Raw genomic sequence first — 21,015 nt, forward strand, 5'->3', positions numbered from 1 at the left:
CTCGACGACTCCGCTGCCTGGCCCACACTCCGTACGTGGGTGTGTTGGGAGGACGAGCGCATCGATCTCGTGTCGCTGGCTCCCGCACCCCGTGCACAGGCCGAGGAGATCTTGTTGCCCCGTGCGACGCGGAACTCCTGGTGCGGCTCGTGCGGATCTCGCTCGGTAGCAGCCGGGCCGGACTGTACGCTACGCGCCTGCCCGAGGACGGAGCGCACCGATGCCCGGATGACCGCGGCTCAGGCCTGCACGTCAGCGCAGAAGACGAACAGGCGCGGCACTCCGGCCTCCTGTTCCACCCACAGCATGTCATCGCTGTCGGGGAGTTCACCCTTGCCGGTGACTTCGCCGGTGCGCGGGTCGAGCACGTAGTACTGGCGCGGGACACGGTCACGCTGCCCCGGAGTGACCATCAGGGGCCCGCCGTTCTCGCTGTAGTGCAGGTAGAGGACCCCGGGCACGATCAATCCGCGCCCGCCGACGGCGGCCTCGCACTCGGGGGCCATGCCGGTGGTGGGCAGGCCGTCCAGGATGCGCCCGACCAGACCTGCGTAGGCCGCGCCCTCGAAGTCCAACGCATCGCGCCAGCCCGCACTCGGCGCCATGAAGTACTCGGGCATCCCGGGCTCGTCGGCGCGGTGTGCCCAAGGCCACAGGCTGGCGGCGCCGTAGACGATACCCATCGTGCCGCCGGCGCACAGGTTCGACCAGGCTTCATGCCCCTGCCACCACCCTTGGGCCCTGCCGCTCTCGCCGGTGTGTTCATAGGTGGGCTCGCCGTTGGCCACGCCCCTGGCCGGGGTGTTGCGCCACATGTCGGCCACCCGGGCAGGCAGGTGTTCCCCGAGGTGTCCGGTCTGGCACCACTGGAAGTCGAGCCAGTCCGCGCTCTGGTGGGCGCGAGCGCGCGAGTGCGACCGGTAGTGGATGCCGCAGGGCTGCCCGTACGCGTCCCATGCCTCGACCTCCGCGCCGCCGGCCGCGATCGAGGGCTCTTCGCCGGAGCCGTCGGCCCCGACCAGATAGATGGCGGGGTCGGCGCCGTATCGGGCGACGAGGTAGCGGCAGTAGCGGGCGTATTCACCGGGGTCGGCACCGGGGCCCGCGGTGCGCAGCCCCTTCCAGCCGTATCCGTGGAACACTGGCTGCAGCACCGGCACGATGCCATGCTCGACCAGGATCGCGTGCAGCCGGTCGAAGTACTGGAAATAGCCGGGGTCGAGCCGGTTGAGGTGGCCGTCGGCCAGGTCCGCGAAGGCCACCGCGAACCCCTCGTCCGCCGAGCGGTCGCGCGGGCCGCGAGCGTCCATGTCGGGCTGCACGCTCATCAGCAGGACCGCGTTGAAGCCCTTGGCCTGCCGGTCGGCGGCGTAGGTGCGCACCTCCTCCTCAGTGGCACGCCAGGGCAGCGCCCAGGCGGTGTCGGCGGCGAGCACGGCCGGGCGCCCGTCGGCGTGCACCAGGCTGCGCCTGTCGTCGGACATCCTCCACAAGCCGTGCCGCGCGAACTTGCCCTCATCCGCCACCTCCCCTTTTCCGCAGGCGAGTTCGCCGGTGACTCCCGCCAGACCGGCATCGTCCACGTCGGCGTACGTACGCCAGGTCCACTCACCCTCGGCGAGCGGCGAGGCGAACCGGATCCGCCATGTGCGCCCACCGTCCCAGAAGGCGGGCCGGCGCAGCACCGTTCCGCTGGGGTGGTGGGTGAAGTCGGCCCAGACCTCCACTCCCGTGTAGGGCTCGGCATGGTCGCGCCCGGCGACGAGAGTGATCTCGGTCGGGCGCCAGGGGGCAAGGGACGTCATGGGTCCTCCGATGCGGGTGAGATCTGCAATGCGGGCAGTACATGGGTGAACGGACGGGGTGTGCTGCCGATGAATCCGACCGGGATGGCCGCGCCGGTCGACGCCGTGCGCCGGACAGCCGTCCGCAGCCCAGCACACAGGTCAGCTGCGCGCACGCCCTGCCCCTCGTCCGGGGCGCGCGGGATGCTCCATCAAGGCAGCGAACGCGGGGGCGTCGGCGTTCCGGTTGGCCTCGCAGAACGGGCTCAGGTTGTCTACCGGAGCGCCGGTCTGATCGGTCTGTACCGGGAACCGGGACGGGGCGAGTTCGCTATCAGCTGGCCGGTGGCAGCGTGGATGAAGTGGTCTTTCACCGGGATGATCCAATCCGGGATCGTGAAGCAGGACGAGTGGAGGGTCTTCGGCCTGCGAGTGAGTCACTGCGCTACCGGCAGGAGTTCCCAGCCCTCGTATCGGAAGTCGCTGAACCGCACCGTGCCCTCGCGGGCGTAGACCCCGATGACCCGCCCGGTGAACGACGCACAGGTCTCCATCGTCCAGTACCGCCCATCCAGTTCGGCGAGCAGCGTGCCGCCGGCCAGCAGCCGGATCCGGTCCTCGCGTGCGGCCTGCCCCGCGGGCGTGCGCATCTCCAGGCAGAGGTCCAGCGGCCCGGAGGGGAACGTTCCGCGCCACTCCTGGCGCAGACCGGCAACCGCACCCCACGCCGTCACGAGCGTGGCGCCGTCCTGTGTCTTCGCCTCCAGCCCGAAGTGATGCTGTTCGTCGTAGCGCGTCGCCAGACCGCCCACTCCGTCGGACGCATCCACCGTGATCGTCACGGTGCAGTTCAGGTGGCGTTGGCGGCGGCCGACAAAGACCGGCCGCGGGTCGTCGAGGCCGGCCTTGCGCCCCTCCAGGACCAGGCTGCCGTCAGCGACCCGCGCGAGGGACCGCGGCGTCGTCCGGACGGCAAGCCAACCGGGATCGTCGAGTGCGGTTTCGTCCACGAAGGAAACGACCATGTTCTCCGTGCCGGCCCGAGGGGCGAGTTCGACCGGGTTGACCGTGAGCCACCCGTCCGCGGTCCAGGTGACCTCGGTGATGAACGTTTCCCTGCCCAAAGGCGAGAATGCCTGCGCTTCGCCGATCGTGCGCACTCCGAGCAGGACCGCCGCCCAGCCGCCGTCGGGGGTTTCGACCAGATCTGCGTGCCCGGTGTTCTGGATCTGCCGCGGCGATCCGCTCGCCGTCAGCAGCGGGTTGGCCGGGTGCCCGGTGAACGGTCCTGCGGGGGAGGGTCCACGCGCGACGCTGACCGCGTGGCCGCGTTCGGTGCCGCCCTCGGCGATGACCAGGTACCAGTGGTCGCCGTGCCGGTACAGGTGCGGGGCCTCGGGAAAGCGCAGCCCGGTGCCGGACCACAGCGAGCGGGGGCTTTCGAGGGCCCGGCCCGTTACCAGGTCGACCCGGACCTGCTCGATGCCGTGGTGGCGCCCCGCTTCCTCTTCGGACAGGCGCAGCCCGGAGTAGGTGACATAGGCGGTGCCGTCGTCGTCCCAGGCGAGGTCCGGGTCGATGCCGTCGACGCCCGTGAGGGGCAGTCCGTCGCTCCACGGCCCCGCGGGATCGGGGGCGGTGAACACGACGCAGCCCCGGGGGCTGCCGACCACGCGCACGATGACGTGGAAGAGCCCGTCGTGGTACCGGATGGTGGGCGCGAACACGCCGGCTCCGGTGGCGACGGAGCCGACCGCGACCTGCTCGGGGCGCTCGGCGACATTGCCGATGTGTTCCCAGTCGACGAGATCGGTACTGCGGTACACCGGCAGGCCGGGAAGGTACTCGAACGTCGAGGTCACCAGGTAGTGGACGCCGTCGACGCGCACCACGCTCGGGTCGGGATGGAAGCCGGGGATCAGCGGGTTGGGCCATCCGGTCATGGAGTGAACTCCGCTCTGTCGAATCCGAGTTGGGCGCTCACGGCGCGACGGTGACGACGACGTCCCACGGGCCCAGCTCGATGGCGTCGCCGGCGCGGAACGTGCGGTCGGCGAGTACGTCTTCCAGGTCGACCGGCACGGTGACCGACTGCGGCTCCCACGACCAGTTGTGAACGACGTGCACGCGCTCGCCGTTGGTGTTCGTCGCGCTGTTGACGGTGACGCTGTCCGGCAGAGCGTTCCAGAGTGGCGCCGTGGGGCGCGCCCACTCGAACAGTGCCTTGGCGAAGGAGACGCCGGGGACGGTGCCCACGCAGGTGATGCGTCCCGTGCCGTACGGGCGGGTAACCGCTGCCGCGAACTGCCGGAAGTGCGGGTGCTCGTAGCGGGCGAGGACCTTGGCGTCGGCGGCCACCAGCCCCTCGGCCCATCGGGTCGCGGTGGCATCGTCCGGCAGCCTCAATCCGCTGTCCGCCGGGGAGGTCAGGGGGATGTCCGCGTCGAGGTTGCTGTACTCGCCGTAACCGGCGCCCGCGGGTTCGGACAGGACCGGGGGCGCGACCTCTTCCCGGGCGCGGCCCTCCTCGTCGGTGTAGCCGGTGCGCGGCCCGAGGACGAGGTGTCCGCCGGCGGCGGCGTAGGCGGTGAGCCAGTCGAGCAGGCGCCGGTCGGCCACCTGCGTGCCCGCGGCGACAAGGAGCGGGTGCTGCGCGGCGAACCGCTCCGGGTCCGGGCTGTCCTGGCCCGGAGCGCCGTCGAGGATCTGCTGATCGTGGACCAGGCGTGCCTGGAGTCGAGCGTCGAAGGCGCCCCGGTAGAAGGCGTCGAAGATCTCCCGGTAGGCGCGCGGGTCCGGACGGCCGTCCGCGTCGGCCAGCGGCGGCTGCTTCTCCATCAGCCACTTGCCGGCCGCGGAGTAGAGGAAGACCACGTCGCTGTCGGGTGTCAGAGCGGCCACCGTCTCGCCCGCGGCGGTGAACTCGGCGCCGAGCCGGGCTATTTCGCGGTAGGTGCGGCCGGGCACGTTGCTGTGCGGGACGACGCCGCCCCAGTAGGTCTCGGCGCCGAAGTGCAGGGTGTGCCAGTGCCAGTACTCGATCATGGTGGCGCCCCGGGCCACCAGCGCCCAGGCGGCCTGACGCCACTGCCCGTCGTAGGCGGGCTTCATGTGCCCCGGGTCGTTGATCGACCCGGCGGTCGTCTCGGTCACCAGGAACGGCGCCTGACGGGAGGCGTACATGCGGTCGGCTGTCAGGTGGAGAGCGGGCACGCCCGTGGTGAACCAGTACCGGGGGGCGTCGGCCTCGGGCTGCGGGAGCAGCAGCGCGTCCTGCATGCCGTAGTAGGCGTTGCCGGACGTGATGTCGAGTTCCCGGGCCACCAACTCGTCGTTCATCGCGGGCAGGTCGTAGGCGATGCAGGTCGTGACGGGCGTGCCGGGTTCGGTGCAGCCGCGCACGATGTCGGCCTGCCAGCGGATGAACTCGGCCGTCTGCTCGGCCTGGAAGCGGCGCCACGCCAGGTCGTACTGCGGCTGCGCGTTGCCGTCCGGTCTCCACAGGTCGGACCAGTCGGACAGGCGGTGCGACCAATAGACGAGCCCCCACTCCTTGTTGAGGGTCTCGACGTCCTGGTAGCGACGGCGCAGGTGCTCGACGAAGCGCTGGAAGACGCCGTCGTTGTGCAGCAGGTGGTAGCCCGGTTCGTTGTCCACCTGAACGCCGATGACCGCCGGGTGCGCCGCGTGGCGCCCCATGATGGCGCGGATGACACGCTCGGCGTGGAAGCGGAACGCGGCGTGGGTGAAGTCGACTTCCTGGCGTGCGCCCCAGCCGACGCGCAGGCCAGTGGCGGTCTCGCCGGCGATCTCCGGGTACCGGCGTGCGAGCCACGGCGGGACCGCGTAGGTGGGCGTGCCGAGGATGACCTTGATGCCGCGGGCGTGGGCGTGGTCGAGGACCGGTCGCAGCCAGTCGAGGTCGAAGCGGTCGTCCTCGGGTTCCCAGGTCGACCAGACGGATTCGCCGACGCGGATGACGCTGAAACCGGCCGCGGCCATCCGGTCGAAGTCCTCGGCGACGCGCGGTCCCCGGTGGTACTCGGCGTAGTAGGCCGCCCCGAAGAGGACGCGGCGAGGCAGGCGCGACGTGTTCGTCACGGAAACTCCTGGATAGGTGTGATGGCCCGGTTGCTCAGCGGGGCGGCGCGGTCGACTCGCGGACGGCGAGGGTCGGTTCCCCGATGTGGATCCGGCGGCCGGTGGACGTGGGGGCGGCGATCTCCTCGACCAGCAGCGCGACGCCTTCGGCCGCCATGGCGTGCAGGTCCTGGACGATGGTGGTGAGGGCCGGGTTGAGGAAACGCGCCGCCGGAATGTCGTCCATGGCTACGACGCTGACGTCGTCCGGTACGCGCCGGCCGCTGTCGTGCAGGGCCCGGATCAGACCGATCGCCATTTCGTCGTTGGCGGCGAAGACAGCGGTCATCGTCGTGTCCTCCGCGAGACGGAGGCCCGCCGCGTAGCCGCCCTCGCAGGACCAGTCGCCCTCGATCGGTTCGACCACCGGCAGACCGGCGTCGGTCAGCGCCGAGCGCCAGCCGGCGGCACGGTCGCGCGCCGCCCACCAGCGATCGGGGCCCGCGAGGTGGCGGATCTCGGTGTGGCCGAGGTCGATGAGGTGACGGGTCGCCACATAGCCGCTGCGGTCGGGGCGTTCGGCCACCTCCACCCGGCGTGGAGCCGCGATGCTGTGGAACCTCCCCATGGTCAGCACGGGCACGTCGACGGTCACCGCGAGCGGGCCCTCGTCGATGTCCTCGGGCAGGATGATGCCGTCGACCCCCTGCTCCAGGAGCCGTTCGAGCGGACCGGCGAGGGAGTCGCTGTCGTCCTCGCCGACGTGCGCGACGATGGTGGCGTAGCCCAGTCTGCGGGCCGCCGCTTCCGCCGCGACGAGCAGGGTCGCGGGGCCGTACAGCTGGGCGCCGAGCGCGACGACGCCGATCCGGCCCGTCCTGCCGGACGTCAGGCTGCGGGCCGCCGCGTTGGGCCGGTAGCGCAGCTGCTGCGCCGCGCGGAGCACCTTCTCCCGCACCTCGGGGCGGACATGCGGCTCGCCCCTCATGACACGCGACACGGTCTTCTGCGACACACCGGCCAGGCGTGCCACGTCGGTGCTCGCAGGCCGGGGGACGCTCTTGCCCCCGCCGGTGGCTGTCACGGCTCACCGATCCCTTCACATCTGAGCGCGCCGGGCGGCGACTCCGCACCGGATGGCTGACCGATTCAGACTACGTAGTCAAACACGGTTTTGGAAGGGTCAGGCTCCTCACCAACCGACACTAGAGTCCCATGATTCATGGGCAAAAAAATAGATACGACAGCTCTCTTGACTCAGCGCGTTCGAACATTCAAGGTACCGGTTGACTTCGTAGTCAAGAATGCGCCGCCTCGGAGAGCATGACGAGTTCGCGCAGGTGGTCTCGGTCGGCGATGCGCCCGCGGTCACCGGCCACCGCGGGCTCTCCACCTCGTCTCCACCGCGCGACAGGGCTGCTGGGAATCCCCCACTCTCCAGCGGCAAGCCGCACTCGTACTCGACATCCTGGGCCGCCCGATCAGGTCGGCGGCACCTCCCTTCCACCGAAAGCAGCACCATGAAGACTCTGCGCAGCACCGCGTTGGCGGTCGGAGCGGGCGCGGTCTCGGCCGCCCTCGTCCTCACCGGATGTGGCTCCGGCGACGGGAGCTCCGGCGCCAGACCGTCCGAGCCGGTCACGCAGTCGGAGATCGACAAGGCGATGAACACGCCGACGACCCTCACCTTCTGGTCCTGGGTGCCCAACGTCCAGGACGAGGTCGACCTGTTCGAGAAGAAGTATCCGAAGATCAAGGTCAACCTCGTCAACCAGGGGGACGCCAACACCCAGTACGTGAAGCTGCGCGCGGCGGTCAAGGCCGGCAAGGGCGTTCCGGACGTCTCGCAGATCGGCTACGACTACCTGCCCTCCTTCACCCAGACCAAGAGCCTGCTGGACCTGACGCCGTACGGCGCGGACAAGATCGCCTCCGAGTACGTGCCGGGCGTCTGGAGCCAGGTGGAGCAGAACGGCGGCGTCTGGGCCGTCCCGCAGGACTCCGGCCCGATGGGCACCCTGTACCGGACCGACCTCTTCGACAAGGCCGGGGTGAAGGTCCCCACCACCTGGGCCGAGTTCGCCACCGCCGCACAGACGATCAAGAAGAAGACCGGCGCGCACATCACCAACCTTCCGGGCAACGACATGCCGCAGACGCTCGGCTTCTTCTCCCAGGCCGGCGCCAAGCTCTTCGACTACGACGGCAAGAAGACGGTCGGCATCGACGTCGACAACGCCACCACGCGGAAGGTCGTCGGCTACTGGCAGGACCTGATCCAGAAGGATCTGGTGTCCACCGACGCGGACTTCAACGACTCCTGGTATCAGGGTCTTTCGCGCGGCAAGTACGCGACCTGGCTGACGGCGGCCTGGGGGCCGACCTTCCTGGCCGGCAGCGCGAAGAACACCAGCGGCAAGTGGCGCGCGGCGACCCTGCCGCAGTGGGCGGCCGGGCAGAACATCGCGGCGAACTGGGGCGGCTCGTCCGACGCGGTGATGGCCGCCACCTCGCACCCGATCCAGGCCTACGAGCTGGCGAAGTTCATCAACAACGACCCGTCGTCCACGATCGAGCTGGCCAACAAGCGCTCGCTCTACCCGACGACGACCGCCACGCTGTCCGACCCTGACTTCACCGACGCCAAGTCCGACTTCTACGGCGGCCAGCAAGTCAACAAGTTCTTCGCCGGCGTCTCCAAGACCGTCCCGCAGAACCAGAAGTACCTGCCGTTCCAGGACTACGTGAACTCCTCGTACAACGAGACGCTCGGCAAGGCGATCGCCGACCACGGCGACCTCAAGGCCGCTCTCGGCGCCTGGCAGAAACAACTGGTCGACTACGCCGAGCAGCAGGGCTTCACCGTCAAGTAATTCCCGGCCCGGGCGGCCGGACGCCCGGCCGGCCCACCACGTCAGAAGGCAGTCATGACCGCCGAAGCACCGCGCCGCACAGCGCCCTCCGCCCTGGCCGCCCGCCGAAGCCGGGGCATCCACACCGGCCAGACCAGGACCGCGTGGCTCCTCACGCTCCCCTTCCTCCTGGTCTTCGCCGCGTTCTTCACCGTCCCCCTGGTCTACTCGGCCTACCTCAGCCTCTTCACCTCACAACTCGTGGGCGGCGAGGTCTTCAGCGGCCTGGACAACTACACCCGGGCGCTGCACGATCCGAACTTCTGGGACGGCCTGCGCCGGGTCGGCGAGTTCCTCTGCATCCAGATGCCGATCATGCTGGCCCTCTCCGTCTTCCTCGCCCTCGCCCTGGACAGCCGGCGGGTGCGCGGCGGCACGTTGGTACGGCTGCTGATCTTCCTGCCGTACGCCGTCCCCAGCGTCGTGGCCACCCTCATGTGGGGCTACCTGTACGGCAAGGACTTCGGCCTGGTCACCCAGTTGTTCGACGCCGTCGGCCTGGACGCGCCGAACCTGCTGTCGGGCGACCACATCCTCGGTTCGACGATGAACATCGTCTGCTGGGAGTTCATCGGCTACAACATGATCGTTCTCTACGCCGCCCTGCGCTCGGTTCCGGCCGACCTCTACGAGGCCGCCGAGATCGACGGCGCGGGCCAGTGGCGCATCGCCTGGAGCATCAAACTGCCGGCCCTGCGTCCGGCGCTCCTGCTGACGGTCATCTTCTCGATCATCGGCTCGTTCCAGCTGTTCAACGAGCCGAACCTGCTGTTCAACATCGCCCCGAACGCGATCGGCAACGACTTCACGCCGAACCTCTACGCGTACAACCTGGCCTTTCGCAACCAGGACGACAACTACGCCGCCGCCATCGCGTTCCTGCTCGGCATGGTCATCATGATCGTCTCCTTCGTCGTCCAGGGCATCACCAACCGGAAGGAGCGCCAGGCATGAGCGCGCCCCCGCTGACCACCGAAGCCCCGAGCACCGCCGTGCGCTCCTTTCCCGCAGTCGGCCGAAAGCGCCGCCTCGTGGAGCGCGACAAGCGGCGCAGCAACGTGCTCACCATCATCATCTGGCTCACCGTCGCCTATTTCGTCGTCCCTCTGCTGTGGCTGGTGATGTCCAGCACGAAGGACAACGCGGGCCTTTTCACCAGCTTCGGCCTCGCGTTCGGCGACTCCTTCGAGTTCTTCGGGAATCTCCGCTCCCTGTTCACTTTCCAGGACGGCATCTTCAACCGGTGGTTGATCAACACCGCTGTGTACGCCGTCGTCGGCTCGGTCGGAGCCACCGCTGTGTCCACCATGGCGGGCTACGCCCTGGCGAAGTACCGCTTCCCCGGTTCCATGGCGGTGTTCAACATCGTCCTGGGCTCCATCATGGTGCCGCTGACCGCGCTGGCCCTGCCGACCTATCTCCTCTTCGCGGCCTCCGGCCTGACCGACACCGTCTGGGCGGTCATCCTGCCGTCGCTGGTGAGCCCCTTCGGCGTGTACCTCATGCGCGTCTACGCGGCGGACGCCGTGGACGACAGCCTCCTGGAGGCCGCCCGTATCGACGGAGCCAGTGAGTTCCGCGCGTTCCGCACGATCTCGCTGAAGCTGCTGACTCCCGGCATCGTCACCGTGCTGCTCTTTCAGCTGGTGGCCACCTGGAACAACTACTTCCTGCCGCTGATCATGCTCAACTCGCCCAAGCTGTTCCCGGTCACCGTCGGACTCGCGCAGTGGCAGAGCGCCGCGTCCGCGGGTGGCGGAGCTCAGGTGCTCTTCTCCACCGTGATCACCGGAGCGTTCGTCTCCATCATCCCGCTGATGATCGCCTTCCTCTTTCTGCAGCGCCACTGGCAGTCCGGCCTCGCCACCGGCGCGGTCAAGGGCTGAGCGCCGCCGCGGAATCGACCGGACCTCACCGCAAGGAAACGCACCGCCACCAGCCCAAGAAGGTGAATGGCCATTCAAGAAAAGACAACGAACACCATCAAGCGTCGCACGTTCGTCGGCACCGCCGTGGTCCTGGGAGGCGTGCTCGCCGCGCCCTTCGCGACCACACCGGCCGCCGCATCCGCCCTCTGCGCGGGCTCGGACGCCGACCGGCCGCGGACCATCCCGGCACTGCGCGAATGGCGCGGGAAGAACGGTTCGTACCAGCTCAGCGCTGCCGGCCAGATCGTCGTGCGCACCCGGGACGCGAGACAGCTTTCCCGTGTGGCGCATACCTTCGCCGACGACCTGCGCGCCGACAGCCGCCCCATCGGCGATACGACGGTCACCGACCGCCCAGCACGCCGGCACGACATCGTGCTTCAACTCGGCGCCACCGATGGCGAGTTGGGCGTCGAGGGCTACCTGCTTGAGGTCGGCGAGCACATCACCGTGACCGCCCGCACCGCGAAGGGCGCCTTCTACGGCACCCGCACCCTCCTGCAGCTGTTCCGGCAGGAGCCGGTCGTCCCGGCCGGTGTGGCGAAGGACTGGCCCCGTTATCGCGAGCGCGGCCTCATGGTGGACATCGCCCGCATGAACTTCTCGTACGAGTGGCTGGCCGCCCGGATCCGTGAACTGGCCTACCTGAAGCTCGACTTCCTTCATCTGCACTTCACCGACGACGAGGGCTGGCGCATCGAGAGCGATCTCGGTGTGCACTGCACACCCCATCTGACCAAGCGCCAGGTCCGCGAGCTGCTGGAGCTGGCCGCGCGCTACCACGTCACGGTGATACCCGAGATCGACATGCCGGCCCACACCGGCGCACTGCTGGCCCACTATCCGCAGTACCAGCTCAGGAACTCCCAGGGCGTGGCCCTCCCCGGCAAGCTCGACTACTCCCTCACCGGAGCCCGCCACCTCCTGCGCGAGGTGGTCTCCGAGTACCTGGACCTCTTCCCGGGCCCCTACTGGCACATGGGCGCGGACGAGTACATCGTCACCTCGGAGTACGCCGACTACCCGCAGCTGACGGCCTACGCGCAGCAGAAGTTCGGCCCGCAGGCCATCGGCAAGGACGGCATACGCGGCCTGGTCAACGACATGAGCGACCTCGTGCGCGAGCGGGGCCGGACGCTGCGCGTCTGGAACGACCTCTTCAGCCAGGAGGGGGTCGTGACCCTGGACAGGAACCTCGTCGTCGACTGGTGGACGGACCTCTTCCACCCCCAGCAGCCGATCTCGCCCGACCTGCCGCAGACCCTCCTCGACCAGGGCTACCGCATCAACAACCGCGGCTTCTTCCCCACGTACGACTATCCCGCCGGGCCGCCGGAACAGCCTTCCATGCCCTGGACGTACGAGAACTGGGCGGTGGACACCTTCCACGGATACGCCTATCGCGGCAGCTATCCGGCCCCGCCCCTCCTCACCCCGTTCCACACCGTGGACCCGGGCGCGCGAGCGAACCTCGGTTCCGCGATCAACCTGTGGAACAGCGGCGGCAGTTGGACCGAGGCCGAGGCCGCGGAGTCCATCTTCCCGCGCCTTCGTGTCATGGCGCAGAAGACCTGGGAGTCCACGCCCCTGGTCGCCGATTACGACAGCTTCGCCGGCATCGTCACGGCGGTCGGATCCGCGCCGGGCAACTGACGCCGCCAGTCGTTCGCATCTGTCAAAGGAGATTCATGCGCAACCGATGGAGAAGGCGAGCCGTCACAGCCGCGGCAAGTGCGCTCGCCGCCGGTCTGCTGTGCGGCTCGGTCACACCCGCGTCCGCGGTCGACCAGCCGTGGCGCGACACGTCGAAGTCACCGGCCGAGCGCGCGAAGGCGCTCCTCAACGCACTGACCTTCGACGAGAAGGTGCAGGTCGCCCTCGACAACTTCGAGCCGTTGGTCAAGTACGGCCTTCCGCCGGTCCTCACGTCGCACGACGGCCCCAGCGGAGTGAGCGTCGAGGGTGCGACCGCCTTCCCGTCGGCGCTGTCCATGGCCGCCGGTTTCGACACCGCGGCGGCCGAGCAGTACGGCACGGCCATCGCGCAGGAGATCAGGGACAGCGGCCGGTCGATCTGGCTCGGGCCGGCCACGGACGTCACGCGTCAGCCGCTCGCGGGGCGCCAGGCCGAGAACCTCGGCGAGGACCCGTACCTGATCGGCACAACCGCACGGGCCGAGGTCGACGGGGCCACGTCGCAGAACGTGATGACGACCGTGAAGCACTTCGGGGCGAACGTCCAGGAATACGGTCGCATGGGTTTCGAGAGCGACGACCCGAACGCCTACTTCGGCCGCACACCGGCCATCAACGAGAACATTCCGCAACAGGCCCTGCACGAGATCTACGAAGCTCCGGTGGTCGCGACGGCCAAGGGGAACGGCACGGACTCGGTCATGTGCTCCTACAACCAGGTCAACGGGCAGCCGGCATGCCACAACCCGGACCTCCTGAACGACATCAAGAGCACGTTCCAGGGCCTCGTGATCCCGGATTACCTGATCGCCCAACGCGACGCCGTACAGGCCGCGCTGGCCGGAGTCGACATCGCCGGCTTCGACGGGGGCAACCAGCAGCGGACTGCCGCCATGTACACCTCGGGCCGGATCCCCGCGGACGTCCTGGACAGGAGCGACTACCGGATCTTCTACGCCCTGTTCGACTCCGGCGTGTACGACAACCCGCCGGTGAAGCGGGACGAGATCAGTACCGCGGCGCACAAGGAACTCGCGGCCAAGGTGGCGGCGCAGGGGATGGTGCTCCTGAAGAACGACGGCGACACGCTCCCGCTGAGCGCCAAGGACGACACGTCGGTCGCCGTGATCGGCCCTTCGGGCTCGGACGCGATGTACGTCGAAGGGGGCGGCCCCGCCGTGCCGCTCTCGGCGGAGTCGACGGTTTCTCCGCTCGCCGGCATCACGGCCCGCGCCGGGGCGGGGACGACCGTCCTCGCGTCGCAGGGCTCGGCCGGTGACGTCCCGGCCACCGACCTCGTCTCCGGTACCGCGCTGAAACCCACGAGCGGCGACGGAACCGGCTGGTCGGCCCAGTACTGGGACACTGCACAGCCGCAGGGCACGCCGGCCATCAGCCGCAACGAGCCCTCGATCGATGTCCCCAAGGTTCCCGAAGGCCTCAAGGCCCCGTACTCGGCGAAGTGGACGTCGACCTTCACACCGACGGAGACCGGGCTCTACCGGTTCACGTCGCTGGTGTCCGGGGACATGACGTTCAGCGTGAACGGTCGGCACGTGATCGACGCCAAGAAGCCCACGTCCCATCTGTGGGCCGGTCCGCAGTATCCGGCGCAGGGCACGGTCAGCCTGAAGGCGGGGCAACCCGTGCAGTTGAGCGTCCGCTACAGCAGTGTCAGCACAGCGTTCGGCAACGACGGGATCAATCTCGCGTGGCAGAAGCCGTCCCAGTCGCGGATACCCGCCGCGGTCGCGGCGGCCAAGAAGGCCAAGGTCGCGGTCGTGATGGCGAACTACGCGTCCGGCGAGGGCGCCGACCGTGACGGCCTGAGCCTGCCCGGCGATCAGAATCAGCTGATCGAGGCCGTGGCGAAGGCCAACCCGCACACCGTCGTCGTCCTCAACACGTCCGGCCCGGTGCTGATGCCGTGGCTGGACGACGTCGAAGGGGTCGTCCAGGCGTGGTACCCGGGGCAGACGTTCGGCACAGCGCTCGCGAAGGTCCTCTACGGTGACGTCGATCCCTCGGGCCACCTGCCGGTGACGTTCCCCGCCTCCGCGAGCCAGGGCCCGGTCGCGGCCACACCCGACGCGCTCACCGGCCGGGACGGATCGCTGGACTTCGACGAGGGCATCAACGTCGGGTACCGCTGGTACGACAAGGCGGGGCAGAAGCCGCTCTTCCCGTTCGGCTACGGCTTGTCGTACACCAAGTTCAGCTACTCCGACCTCACGGTGAAGCCGGACGGTACCGGGGCGGACGTTTCGGTGCGGGTGCGCAATGTGGGGTCGCGCGCGGGATCAGCAACACCTCAGTTCTACATCGGCGCCCCGAGCGGACGTTACGACGCCCAGTTCGCGAAGTACGCCCTGGGCGGCTACGACAAGATCACGCTCAAGCCCGGACAGACCGGGGTCGTGAACGTCCACATCGACAGCGACCGGCTCAACTACTGGGACACCGCGAGCAAGAGCTGGAAGCCGGCACCGATCGGACGAACCGTGTCGGTCGGTGACTCCGTGCGGAACATCATGGCCACCGCGCCCCTGGTCTGCGGACTCCGCTGACAGGACCTGTCGCCGGCTCTGGGAGTCGACTCCCAGAGCCGGCGGCTCTCGATCTCCGCCGACGTCCACCGGTACACGCCCTCCCGGCGTGGACCGCGGCTCAGTACGTGGCACGCCCGCCGCTGATGTCGTACACGGCACCGGTCGAGAAGCTGACGCGGTCGGAGGCGAGGAACGCGACGAGTTCGGCGACCTCTTCGGGACGTCCGACGCGTTGCATGGGGATCAGGGCGGTGAGGCGTTCGAGCACGTCCGGCGCCGTGGTCTCGTTCATCGGCGTGGCGATGACGGCGGGTGTGATCACGTTGACCAGGACTCCGCTGGTGGCCAGTTCCTTGCCGGCGGCCTTGGTGAGCGCGATCACCGCGGCCTTGGATGCCGAGTACGCGGCCAGGTTGGGGTTGCCGTCCTTGCCGGCCATGCTGGCGAAGTTGACGACTCTGCCCCAGCCCCGGTCCCGCATGCCGGGTACGAACTGACGCATGGTGTTGACGGTCCCCAGGACGTTGACGTCGAGGACGCGGAGCCATTCGTCGCGCGTGGTCTCCAGCAGCGGCTTGTTCGGCCCGACGATGCCCGCGGAGTTGACCAGCACGTCCATGGGACCCAGGCCGTCGGCCGCGTGCCGCAGTGCCACCTCGTCGGTGATGTCGACGCACACGTCGGCGTCTTCGAGATCGAGTGTCGTCACCTTCAGCCCGTCGGCTCGCAGCCGCTCGGCGGTGGCGGCGCCGAGTCCGCGGGCGCCGCCCGTCACGAGGGCGGTCCTGGCGTTCATTCCGTGTCTCCTGTCGGTGGGTGGTGGTGTCGGGAAGACACCGTGAGAGGCGAGCGTGGCGTTCAGACGGAGTGGGGACGTGTCGCGTCGTCGAGAAGTTCGAGCAGGTGACGGTAGGTGTGCCCGGTCGCTCTGGTCATGCCGAGTTCGCAGGTCCGGTTGACGGAGGCGTGGGCGGCCGCGGGATGCCGCAGCACGGCCTGTGACTCGGCCGCGGTCGCCGAGGCGGTCAACTCCGGGTGCAGCAGGCCCCGGTCACCGGCGAAGGCGCAGCACCTCCAGCTCTCCGGTTGCACGACCTCCTCGGCGACCGCGGCCGCCACGCGCAGGAGCGCCGGGTTGAGGCCGAGTTGCGTGGAGGAGCAGGTGGGATGGACGACGACCGAGGGAAGACGGCGGGCGACCGCCAGCCTGGGCAGCACGTGCTTGTCGACGAAGTCCACCGCGTCGACGACTTCGACGGCTCCGACGGCTTCCTCGGCGAGCATGCGTGCCAGGCCCTCGGTGCATGAGGCGGCGTCGACCACCACGGGCAGCGCACCGCCGTCGGTGGCCCTGCGCAGAACGGGCAGGACGCGGTCGCGCATGGCCGTGTGCCCGTCGGTCAGGCCCTTCGACTTCCACGGTGTTCCGCAGCACAGCGAGGCGATCTCGGCCGGTACGCGGACTTCTACGCCGGCTCGTCGGCACAGGGCCAGGAAGGCGTCCCGGACTCCCGGCCCTGCCTCCGGTTCGGCCGGTGCGAACATCGTGGACAGGCAGGCCGGGAAGTAGACCGCCTGTGGTGTCCTGGCTTGCACGGGGCGGCGTCGGCTGCCGCCGCGCGGCAGGTCGGCGGACCAGGCGGGTACCGTGTCGGCGCCGAGCAGCGCCCGCCCGGCCGCGGTGACCCGGCCGGGCAGCGCGTCGGGTACGGCGCGCGCGGTGGTCAGCGCCCTCGCGGCCGCCCTTGTGACACCGTCCCAATGCCGGGCCGCGTAGGCCCACGCCCGCTGTTCGGTCGCGCCGCGCTGTTCGGCGCGCAGCCGGCGCGTCAGGTCACCGGTGTCGATGCCGACCGGGCAGGCCGTCGCACACATGCCGTCGACGGCACATGTGTCGAGGGCGTCGTACTGGAAGTCCCGCTCCAGCTCGGCGAGCAGCGCGGTGTCGTCCGCCCCCTTGGCCCGGGCCATCTCCCGGCGCAGCACGATCCGTCGGCGCGGGGAGGTGGTGAGGTCCTGGCTCGGGCAGACCGGTTCGCAGTAGCCGCACTCCACGCACCGGTCGACCTCCGTCTCGACGGTGGGTGTGGACTTGAGGTGGCTGATGTGGCCGGCCGGGTCCTCGTCGAGCAGCACGCCGGGGTTGAGGAGCCCGAGCGGGTCCAGCAGCCGTTTCACCTCGCACATGACGTCGTAGAGCTCGTCGCCGTACTGGCGGCGGACGTAGGGTGCCATGATCCGTCCGGTGCCGTGCTCGGCCTTGAGGGTGCCGCCGGCGCCGAGTACGAGGTCGACCATGTCCTCGGTGAAGCGCAGGTAGCGGTCGACGTTGCCGGGCGCGTCGAAGTCCTCGTTGAGCAGGAAGTGGACGTTGCCGTCCTTGGCGTGGCCGAAGATGACGCTGTCACCGTAGCCGTGCTGGTCGAACAGCCCGGTCAGCTCCGAGCAGGTGGGCAGCAGCGCTTGGACCGGGACGGCGATGTCCTCCAGCAGTGCCGTCGTCCCGGACGGGCGGGCGCCGGCGACCGCGGTGTAGAGCCCCTTTCGGATGTGCCACAGCGCCGACCTCGCGGCGGCGTCGGTGCTCAACTCCGCGGGGGCGGCCAGCGGGAGGCCGGCGAGGAGGCGTGCCGAGGAGTCGATGCGGTCGGTGAGTTCCGCGCCCGACGGGCTCTGGTGCTCGACCAGCAGGGCGGCGTGGTCGTGCACCGTGAGGGTGCGCAGCGCCGCGATCGCTCGTAGATCGCGCTGGGCGACGCGGAGGCTCGTGGCGTCGAGCAGTTCGATCGTGGTGAAGCCGGCGTCGACCAGGGCGGGCAACGCCCCGGTGGCGGCGGCGAGGTCGGAGAAGAGCAGCAGTGCGGTGGCGGCGTGCGGGTGGGCCGGGACGGTGCGGAACGTCGCCTCGGCGACGAAGGCGAGTGTGCCCTCGCTGCCGATCACCAGGTGCAGGAGTATGTCGACCGGGCGGGTGTGGTCGATGAAGGAGTTGACTGAGAAGCCCATCGTGTTCTTGATCGAGTACAGCTTCTCGATGGTCCGGACCGACGCGGGGTTGCTCCGCACGCGGTCGCGCAGGCGGGCGAGACCCGCGTGGAGGTCGGGTTCCCGTGCGCGCAGCCGTTCGTCGGCGTCGTGGGCCGCGGTGTCGAGCACGGTGCCGCTGGGCAGCACCAGGACGGCCGACTCCAGCGTCCGGTAGGTGTTGGCCTCGGTGCCGCACGTCATGCCGGAGGAGTTGTTGGCGACGACCCCGCCGATCGTGCAGGCGGACTCGCTGGCCGGGTCAGGGCCGAGCTTGCGGCCGTGACGGGCCAGCCGGGCGTTGACGGCGCGTACGGTCGCCCCGGGCTGGACGCGCACGCGCGCGCCGTCGTCGAGGACCTGGATCCCCCGGAAGTTGCGGCGGGTGTCGACGAGGACCCCGTCGTTGGTGGCCTGTCCGGACAGGCTGGTGCCGCCGGAACGGAAGGTCAGCGGCAGGCCCTGCGCGGCGGCGACCCGTAGCAGGCCGGCGACCTGGTCTGCGTCGCGCGGGGCGACGACGGCCTGCGGCACGAGCAGGTAGTGCGAGGCGTCGTGGGCGAAGGACAGCCGGTCGAGGGCCCGGCCGGTGACCGCGCCCGGCGCCGCCGACTCCAGTCGGGCCAGCAGGGCCGCGTCGGCGGCGAGCGGGTGGCCGGGGTGCGGAGCCTTCGCGGTGCGGGGCCGGTCAGTGCGACTCACGGCTGACCTCCGATCCGCTGGACCCGGTGAGGAAGTCCAGGTCGGCGCCGGTGTCGGCCTGCTGGACGTGGTCGACGTAGAGCCGTTCCCAGCCGCGACGAGGGGCGGCGAAGCCGGCGACGGTCGCCTCGTTGGGGGTGCGTCGGGTGAGTTCGTCGGCGGGGACTTCGAGGTCGATGCGGCGGGCCTCGACGTCCAGGCTGACGATGTCCCCGGTGCGCACCAGGGCGAGGGGGCCGCCGGCGGCCGCCTCGGGTGTCACGTGCAGCACGACCGTGCCGTAGGCGGTGCCGCTCATCCGGCCGTCGCAGACGCGGACCATGTCACGCACGCCCTGTTCGAGCAGTTTCCTGGGCAGGGGCATGTTGGAGACTTCCGGCATGCCCGGGTAGCCCTTGGGGCCGCAGCCGCGCAGGACCATGACGGAGTCGGCGTCGATGTCGAGGTCGGGGTCGTCGACGCGGGCGTGGAAGTCCTCGATGCTGTCGAAGACGACCGCCCTGCCGCGGTGGCGCAGCAGGTGCGGTGAGGCCGCCGCCGGTTTGACGAGGGCGCCCCGGGGGGCGAGGCTGCCGCGCAGGACGGCGATGCCGCCCTCGGCCACCAGCGGCTTCTGTCGGGTGCGGATCACCTCGGCATCCCAGATCGGAGCGTCGTCGAGGTGGTCCACGAGCGGGGTGCCGGTGACGGTCAGTGCCTCGGGATCGAGCAGGTCGCGGACCTCGCGCAGGACGGCGAGCAGCCCGCCGGCCCGGTGGAAGTCGTCCATGAGGAACCGCCCGGCCGGCAGCAGGTCCACCAAGACAGGTACCCGGGAGCCGATGCGGTCGAAGTCGTCCAGGGCCAGGTCGATACCGAGGCGGCCGGCGATCGCCAAGAGGTGGACGACAGCGTTGGTGGAACCGCCGACAGCCGCGAGCGCCACGATGGCGTTGTGGAAGGATGCCTTGGTCAGGAAGGTGCTGGGCCTGCGGTCGGCGGACACCATCTCCACGGCGAGGCGACCTGTTCCGTGCGCCGCTTCCAGAAGGCGGCTGTCGGGGGCGGGGGTCCCCGCGGTGCCTGGTACGACCGTTCCGAGCGCCTCGGCGACGATGGCCATCGTGGACGCGGTTCCCATGGTGTTGCAGTGCCCGCGACTGCGGATCATCGCGGACTCGGAGCGCGTGAACTCCTCGTTCGACAGCGTGCCGGCCCTGACCTCCTCCGACAGCCGCCAGACGTCGGTGCCGCAACCCAGCGGAGCGCCCCGGAAGGTGCCGGTCAGCATCGGACCACCGGGGACGACCACGGCCGGCAGGTCCACCGACGCGGCGGCCATGAGCAGCGAGGGGATGGTCTTGTCGCAGCCACCGAGCAGGACGACACCGTCGAGGGGGTTGGCCCGCAGCATCTCCTCCGTGGCCATGGCCGCCATGTTGCGCCAGAGCATGGCGGTGGGGCGCATCTGGGTCTCGCCCAGCGAGATCACAGGAAGTTCCAGCGGTATGCCGCCCGCCTCGTACACGCCGTTGCGGACGGACGCGGCCACCTCGCTCAGGTGCGCGTTGCACGGCGTCAGGTCGGAGGCGGTGTTGGCGATGGCGATCTGCGGACGGCCCGTGAACGCGTCGCCCGGTACGCCTCGGCGCATCCAGGCCCGGTGGATGTAGGCGTTGCGGTCCTGACCCTCGTACCACTGTGCGCTGCGGAGCTTCACACACGGCTCTTTTCATTAATCGGCATGTCGGTCTGAGATATGGAACATGACGGAGCATACGCGGATCCTCTACCTCTCGACAGAGCCCGCGGACACGAGACGCGCCGCCAGGGTGCGTCTCGTGTCGGCACGCCGGTAGATCCCCCAAGATCCCTAGTCGATGATCTGATTCCAGAGGGCGCAGTGATGCTCCGTGGCGCGGCCACTGGCCGGCACCGGTCGCGCGGTCCCGCTCTCCAGCGACTGGACCTGCCCGGTGGGCGCGTAGGTCGGCCAGTGCGGCACGGTCCCGTCGTTCGGCCCGCCGGTGCGGGCGAAGTTCGACCAGTAGTCGATCAACCGGTCGGCGGACGCCTGCTGGGTGGCGTCCGGCGTGAGTCCGAAGTCGAAGAGGTAGGGCAGCTCGGAGGTGTGCGTGGCGCCCAGCGGGAAGTCTGCGGTCACGGGCAACAGCGGGGGTGCGTTCGTGTCGTGGTTGGCGCCCTGGAGCACCGGCACCCGGGGGAACGCACCCTCGGCCAGGCGAGCGGACACCTTCTCGGGCAGGGCCGCGCCACCCCACAGCGGGCCCCCACGAGTTGACGACCGAGGATCCCTGCTGTGCAAGGAACCGCCTTCCGCACTCAGTTCCGGCAGCCCTAA

The 21,015-nt window shown here is 69.8% G+C and carries 13 protein-coding genes; 5 read left to right on the forward strand and 8 right to left on the reverse strand.

Annotated features, from left to right (window positions below):
* Positions 1 to 239: 239 nt before the first annotated feature.
* The 4 genes from AC27LF_RS41275 to AC27LF_RS41290 all read right to left on the reverse strand — a co-directional run bounded on the left by AC27LF_RS41275 (position 240) and on the right by AC27LF_RS41290 (position 6,948).
* Positions 240 to 1,805, reverse strand: coding sequence for a glycoside hydrolase family 140 protein (locus tag AC27LF_RS41275; protein ID WP_479664417.1), 1,566 nt, complete (start codon positions 1,803 to 1,805; stop codon positions 240 to 242).
* Positions 1,806 to 2,221: 416 nt separating this feature from the next.
* Positions 2,222 to 3,727, reverse strand: a complete 1,506-nt coding sequence (locus tag AC27LF_RS41280; protein ID WP_479664416.1) for a glycoside hydrolase family 43 protein — start codon at positions 3,725 to 3,727, stop codon at positions 2,222 to 2,224.
* A 37-nt stretch (positions 3,728 to 3,764) separates the two neighbouring features.
* Positions 3,765 to 5,885 (reverse strand): beta-galactosidase, encoded by a 2,121-nt coding sequence (locus AC27LF_RS41285; RefSeq protein WP_479664415.1) that lies wholly within the window; start codon positions 5,883 to 5,885, stop codon positions 3,765 to 3,767.
* Between the two features lie 34 nt (positions 5,886 to 5,919).
* On the reverse strand, positions 5,920 to 6,948 hold the full coding sequence (locus AC27LF_RS41290) for a LacI family DNA-binding transcriptional regulator (RefSeq protein ID WP_479664414.1): 1,029 nt from the start codon (positions 6,946 to 6,948) through the stop codon (positions 5,920 to 5,922).
* A 436-nt stretch (positions 6,949 to 7,384) separates the two neighbouring features.
* Here AC27LF_RS41290 and AC27LF_RS41295 point away from each other — a divergent pair, with 436 nt between their 5' ends.
* The 5 genes from AC27LF_RS41295 (at position 7,385) to AC27LF_RS41315 (ending at position 14,966) form a co-directional block, all read left to right on the forward strand.
* On the forward strand, positions 7,385 to 8,737 hold the full coding sequence (locus tag AC27LF_RS41295) for an ABC transporter substrate-binding protein (protein ID WP_479664413.1): 1,353 nt from the start codon (positions 7,385 to 7,387) through the stop codon (positions 8,735 to 8,737).
* Positions 8,738 to 8,791: 54 nt separating this feature from the next.
* The gene (locus AC27LF_RS41300; RefSeq protein WP_479664412.1) at positions 8,792 to 9,730 is read left to right on the forward strand and encodes a carbohydrate ABC transporter permease; all 939 of its coding nucleotides are present in this window, start codon (positions 8,792 to 8,794) and stop codon (positions 9,728 to 9,730) included.
* Positions 9,727 to 10,662 (forward strand): carbohydrate ABC transporter permease, encoded by a 936-nt coding sequence (locus AC27LF_RS41305; RefSeq protein ID WP_479664411.1) that lies wholly within the window; start codon positions 9,727 to 9,729, stop codon positions 10,660 to 10,662. Before AC27LF_RS41300 ends, AC27LF_RS41305 begins: the two co-directional genes overlap by 4 nt.
* Positions 10,663 to 10,728: 66 nt before the next feature.
* Entirely contained in the window at positions 10,729 to 12,357 is a 1,629-nt protein-coding gene (locus tag AC27LF_RS41310) for a family 20 glycosylhydrolase (RefSeq protein ID WP_479664410.1), read from the forward strand.
* 35 nt (positions 12,358 to 12,392) lie between these two features.
* Entirely contained in the window at positions 12,393 to 14,966 is a 2,574-nt protein-coding gene (locus AC27LF_RS41315) for a glycoside hydrolase family 3 protein (protein ID WP_479664409.1), read from the forward strand.
* Positions 14,967 to 15,066: 100 nt separating this feature from the next.
* Here the strand turns inward: AC27LF_RS41315 and AC27LF_RS41320 are convergent, their stop codons facing one another.
* From AC27LF_RS41320 to AC27LF_RS41335, 4 genes are all read right to left on the reverse strand, one after another.
* On the reverse strand, positions 15,067 to 15,744 hold the full coding sequence (locus tag AC27LF_RS41320; RefSeq protein ID WP_479665132.1) for an SDR family NAD(P)-dependent oxidoreductase: 678 nt from the start codon (positions 15,742 to 15,744) through the stop codon (positions 15,067 to 15,069).
* A 62-nt stretch (positions 15,745 to 15,806) separates the two neighbouring features.
* On the reverse strand, positions 15,807 to 18,674 hold the full coding sequence (locus tag AC27LF_RS41325; RefSeq protein ID WP_479665131.1) for an FAD-binding and (Fe-S)-binding domain-containing protein: 2,868 nt from the start codon (positions 18,672 to 18,674) through the stop codon (positions 15,807 to 15,809).
* Complete coding sequence (locus AC27LF_RS41330; RefSeq protein ID WP_479665130.1) at positions 18,661 to 20,373, reverse strand: IlvD/Edd family dehydratase; 1,713 nt, start codon at positions 20,371 to 20,373, stop codon at positions 18,661 to 18,663. The genes AC27LF_RS41325 and AC27LF_RS41330 overlap by 14 nt, the downstream gene beginning before the upstream one ends.
* 153 nt (positions 20,374 to 20,526) lie before the next feature.
* Positions 20,527 to 21,015, reverse strand: a 489-nt coding sequence (locus AC27LF_RS41335; protein WP_479665129.1) for a carboxylesterase family protein, incomplete at its 5' end; no start/stop codon positions are given.

It is taken from the genome of Streptomyces diversicolor (assembly GCF_057537855.1).

Excerpts from the sequence above, each read along its gene's own strand:
- AC27LF_RS41315 (WP_479664409.1), top strand. The coding sequence starts at position 12,393 with ATGCGCAACCGATGGAGAAGGCGAGCCGTCACAGCCGCGGCAAGTGCG.
- AC27LF_RS41275 (WP_479664417.1), bottom strand. The coding sequence starts at position 1,805 with ATGACGTCCCTTGCCCCCTGGCGCCCGACCGAGATCACTCTCGTCGCC.
- AC27LF_RS41320 (WP_479665132.1), bottom strand. The coding sequence starts at position 15,744 with ATGAACGCCAGGACCGCCCTCGTGACGGGCGGCGCCCGCGGACTCGGC.
- AC27LF_RS41310 (WP_479664410.1), top strand. The coding sequence starts at position 10,729 with ATGGCCATTCAAGAAAAGACAACGAACACCATCAAGCGTCGCACGTTC.
- AC27LF_RS41305 (WP_479664411.1), top strand. The coding sequence starts at position 9,727 with ATGAGCGCGCCCCCGCTGACCACCGAAGCCCCGAGCACCGCCGTGCGC.
- AC27LF_RS41280 (WP_479664416.1), bottom strand. The coding sequence starts at position 3,727 with ATGACCGGATGGCCCAACCCGCTGATCCCCGGCTTCCATCCCGACCCG.
- AC27LF_RS41300 (WP_479664412.1), top strand. The coding sequence starts at position 8,792 with ATGACCGCCGAAGCACCGCGCCGCACAGCGCCCTCCGCCCTGGCCGCC.
- AC27LF_RS41295 (WP_479664413.1), top strand. The coding sequence starts at position 7,385 with ATGAAGACTCTGCGCAGCACCGCGTTGGCGGTCGGAGCGGGCGCGGTC.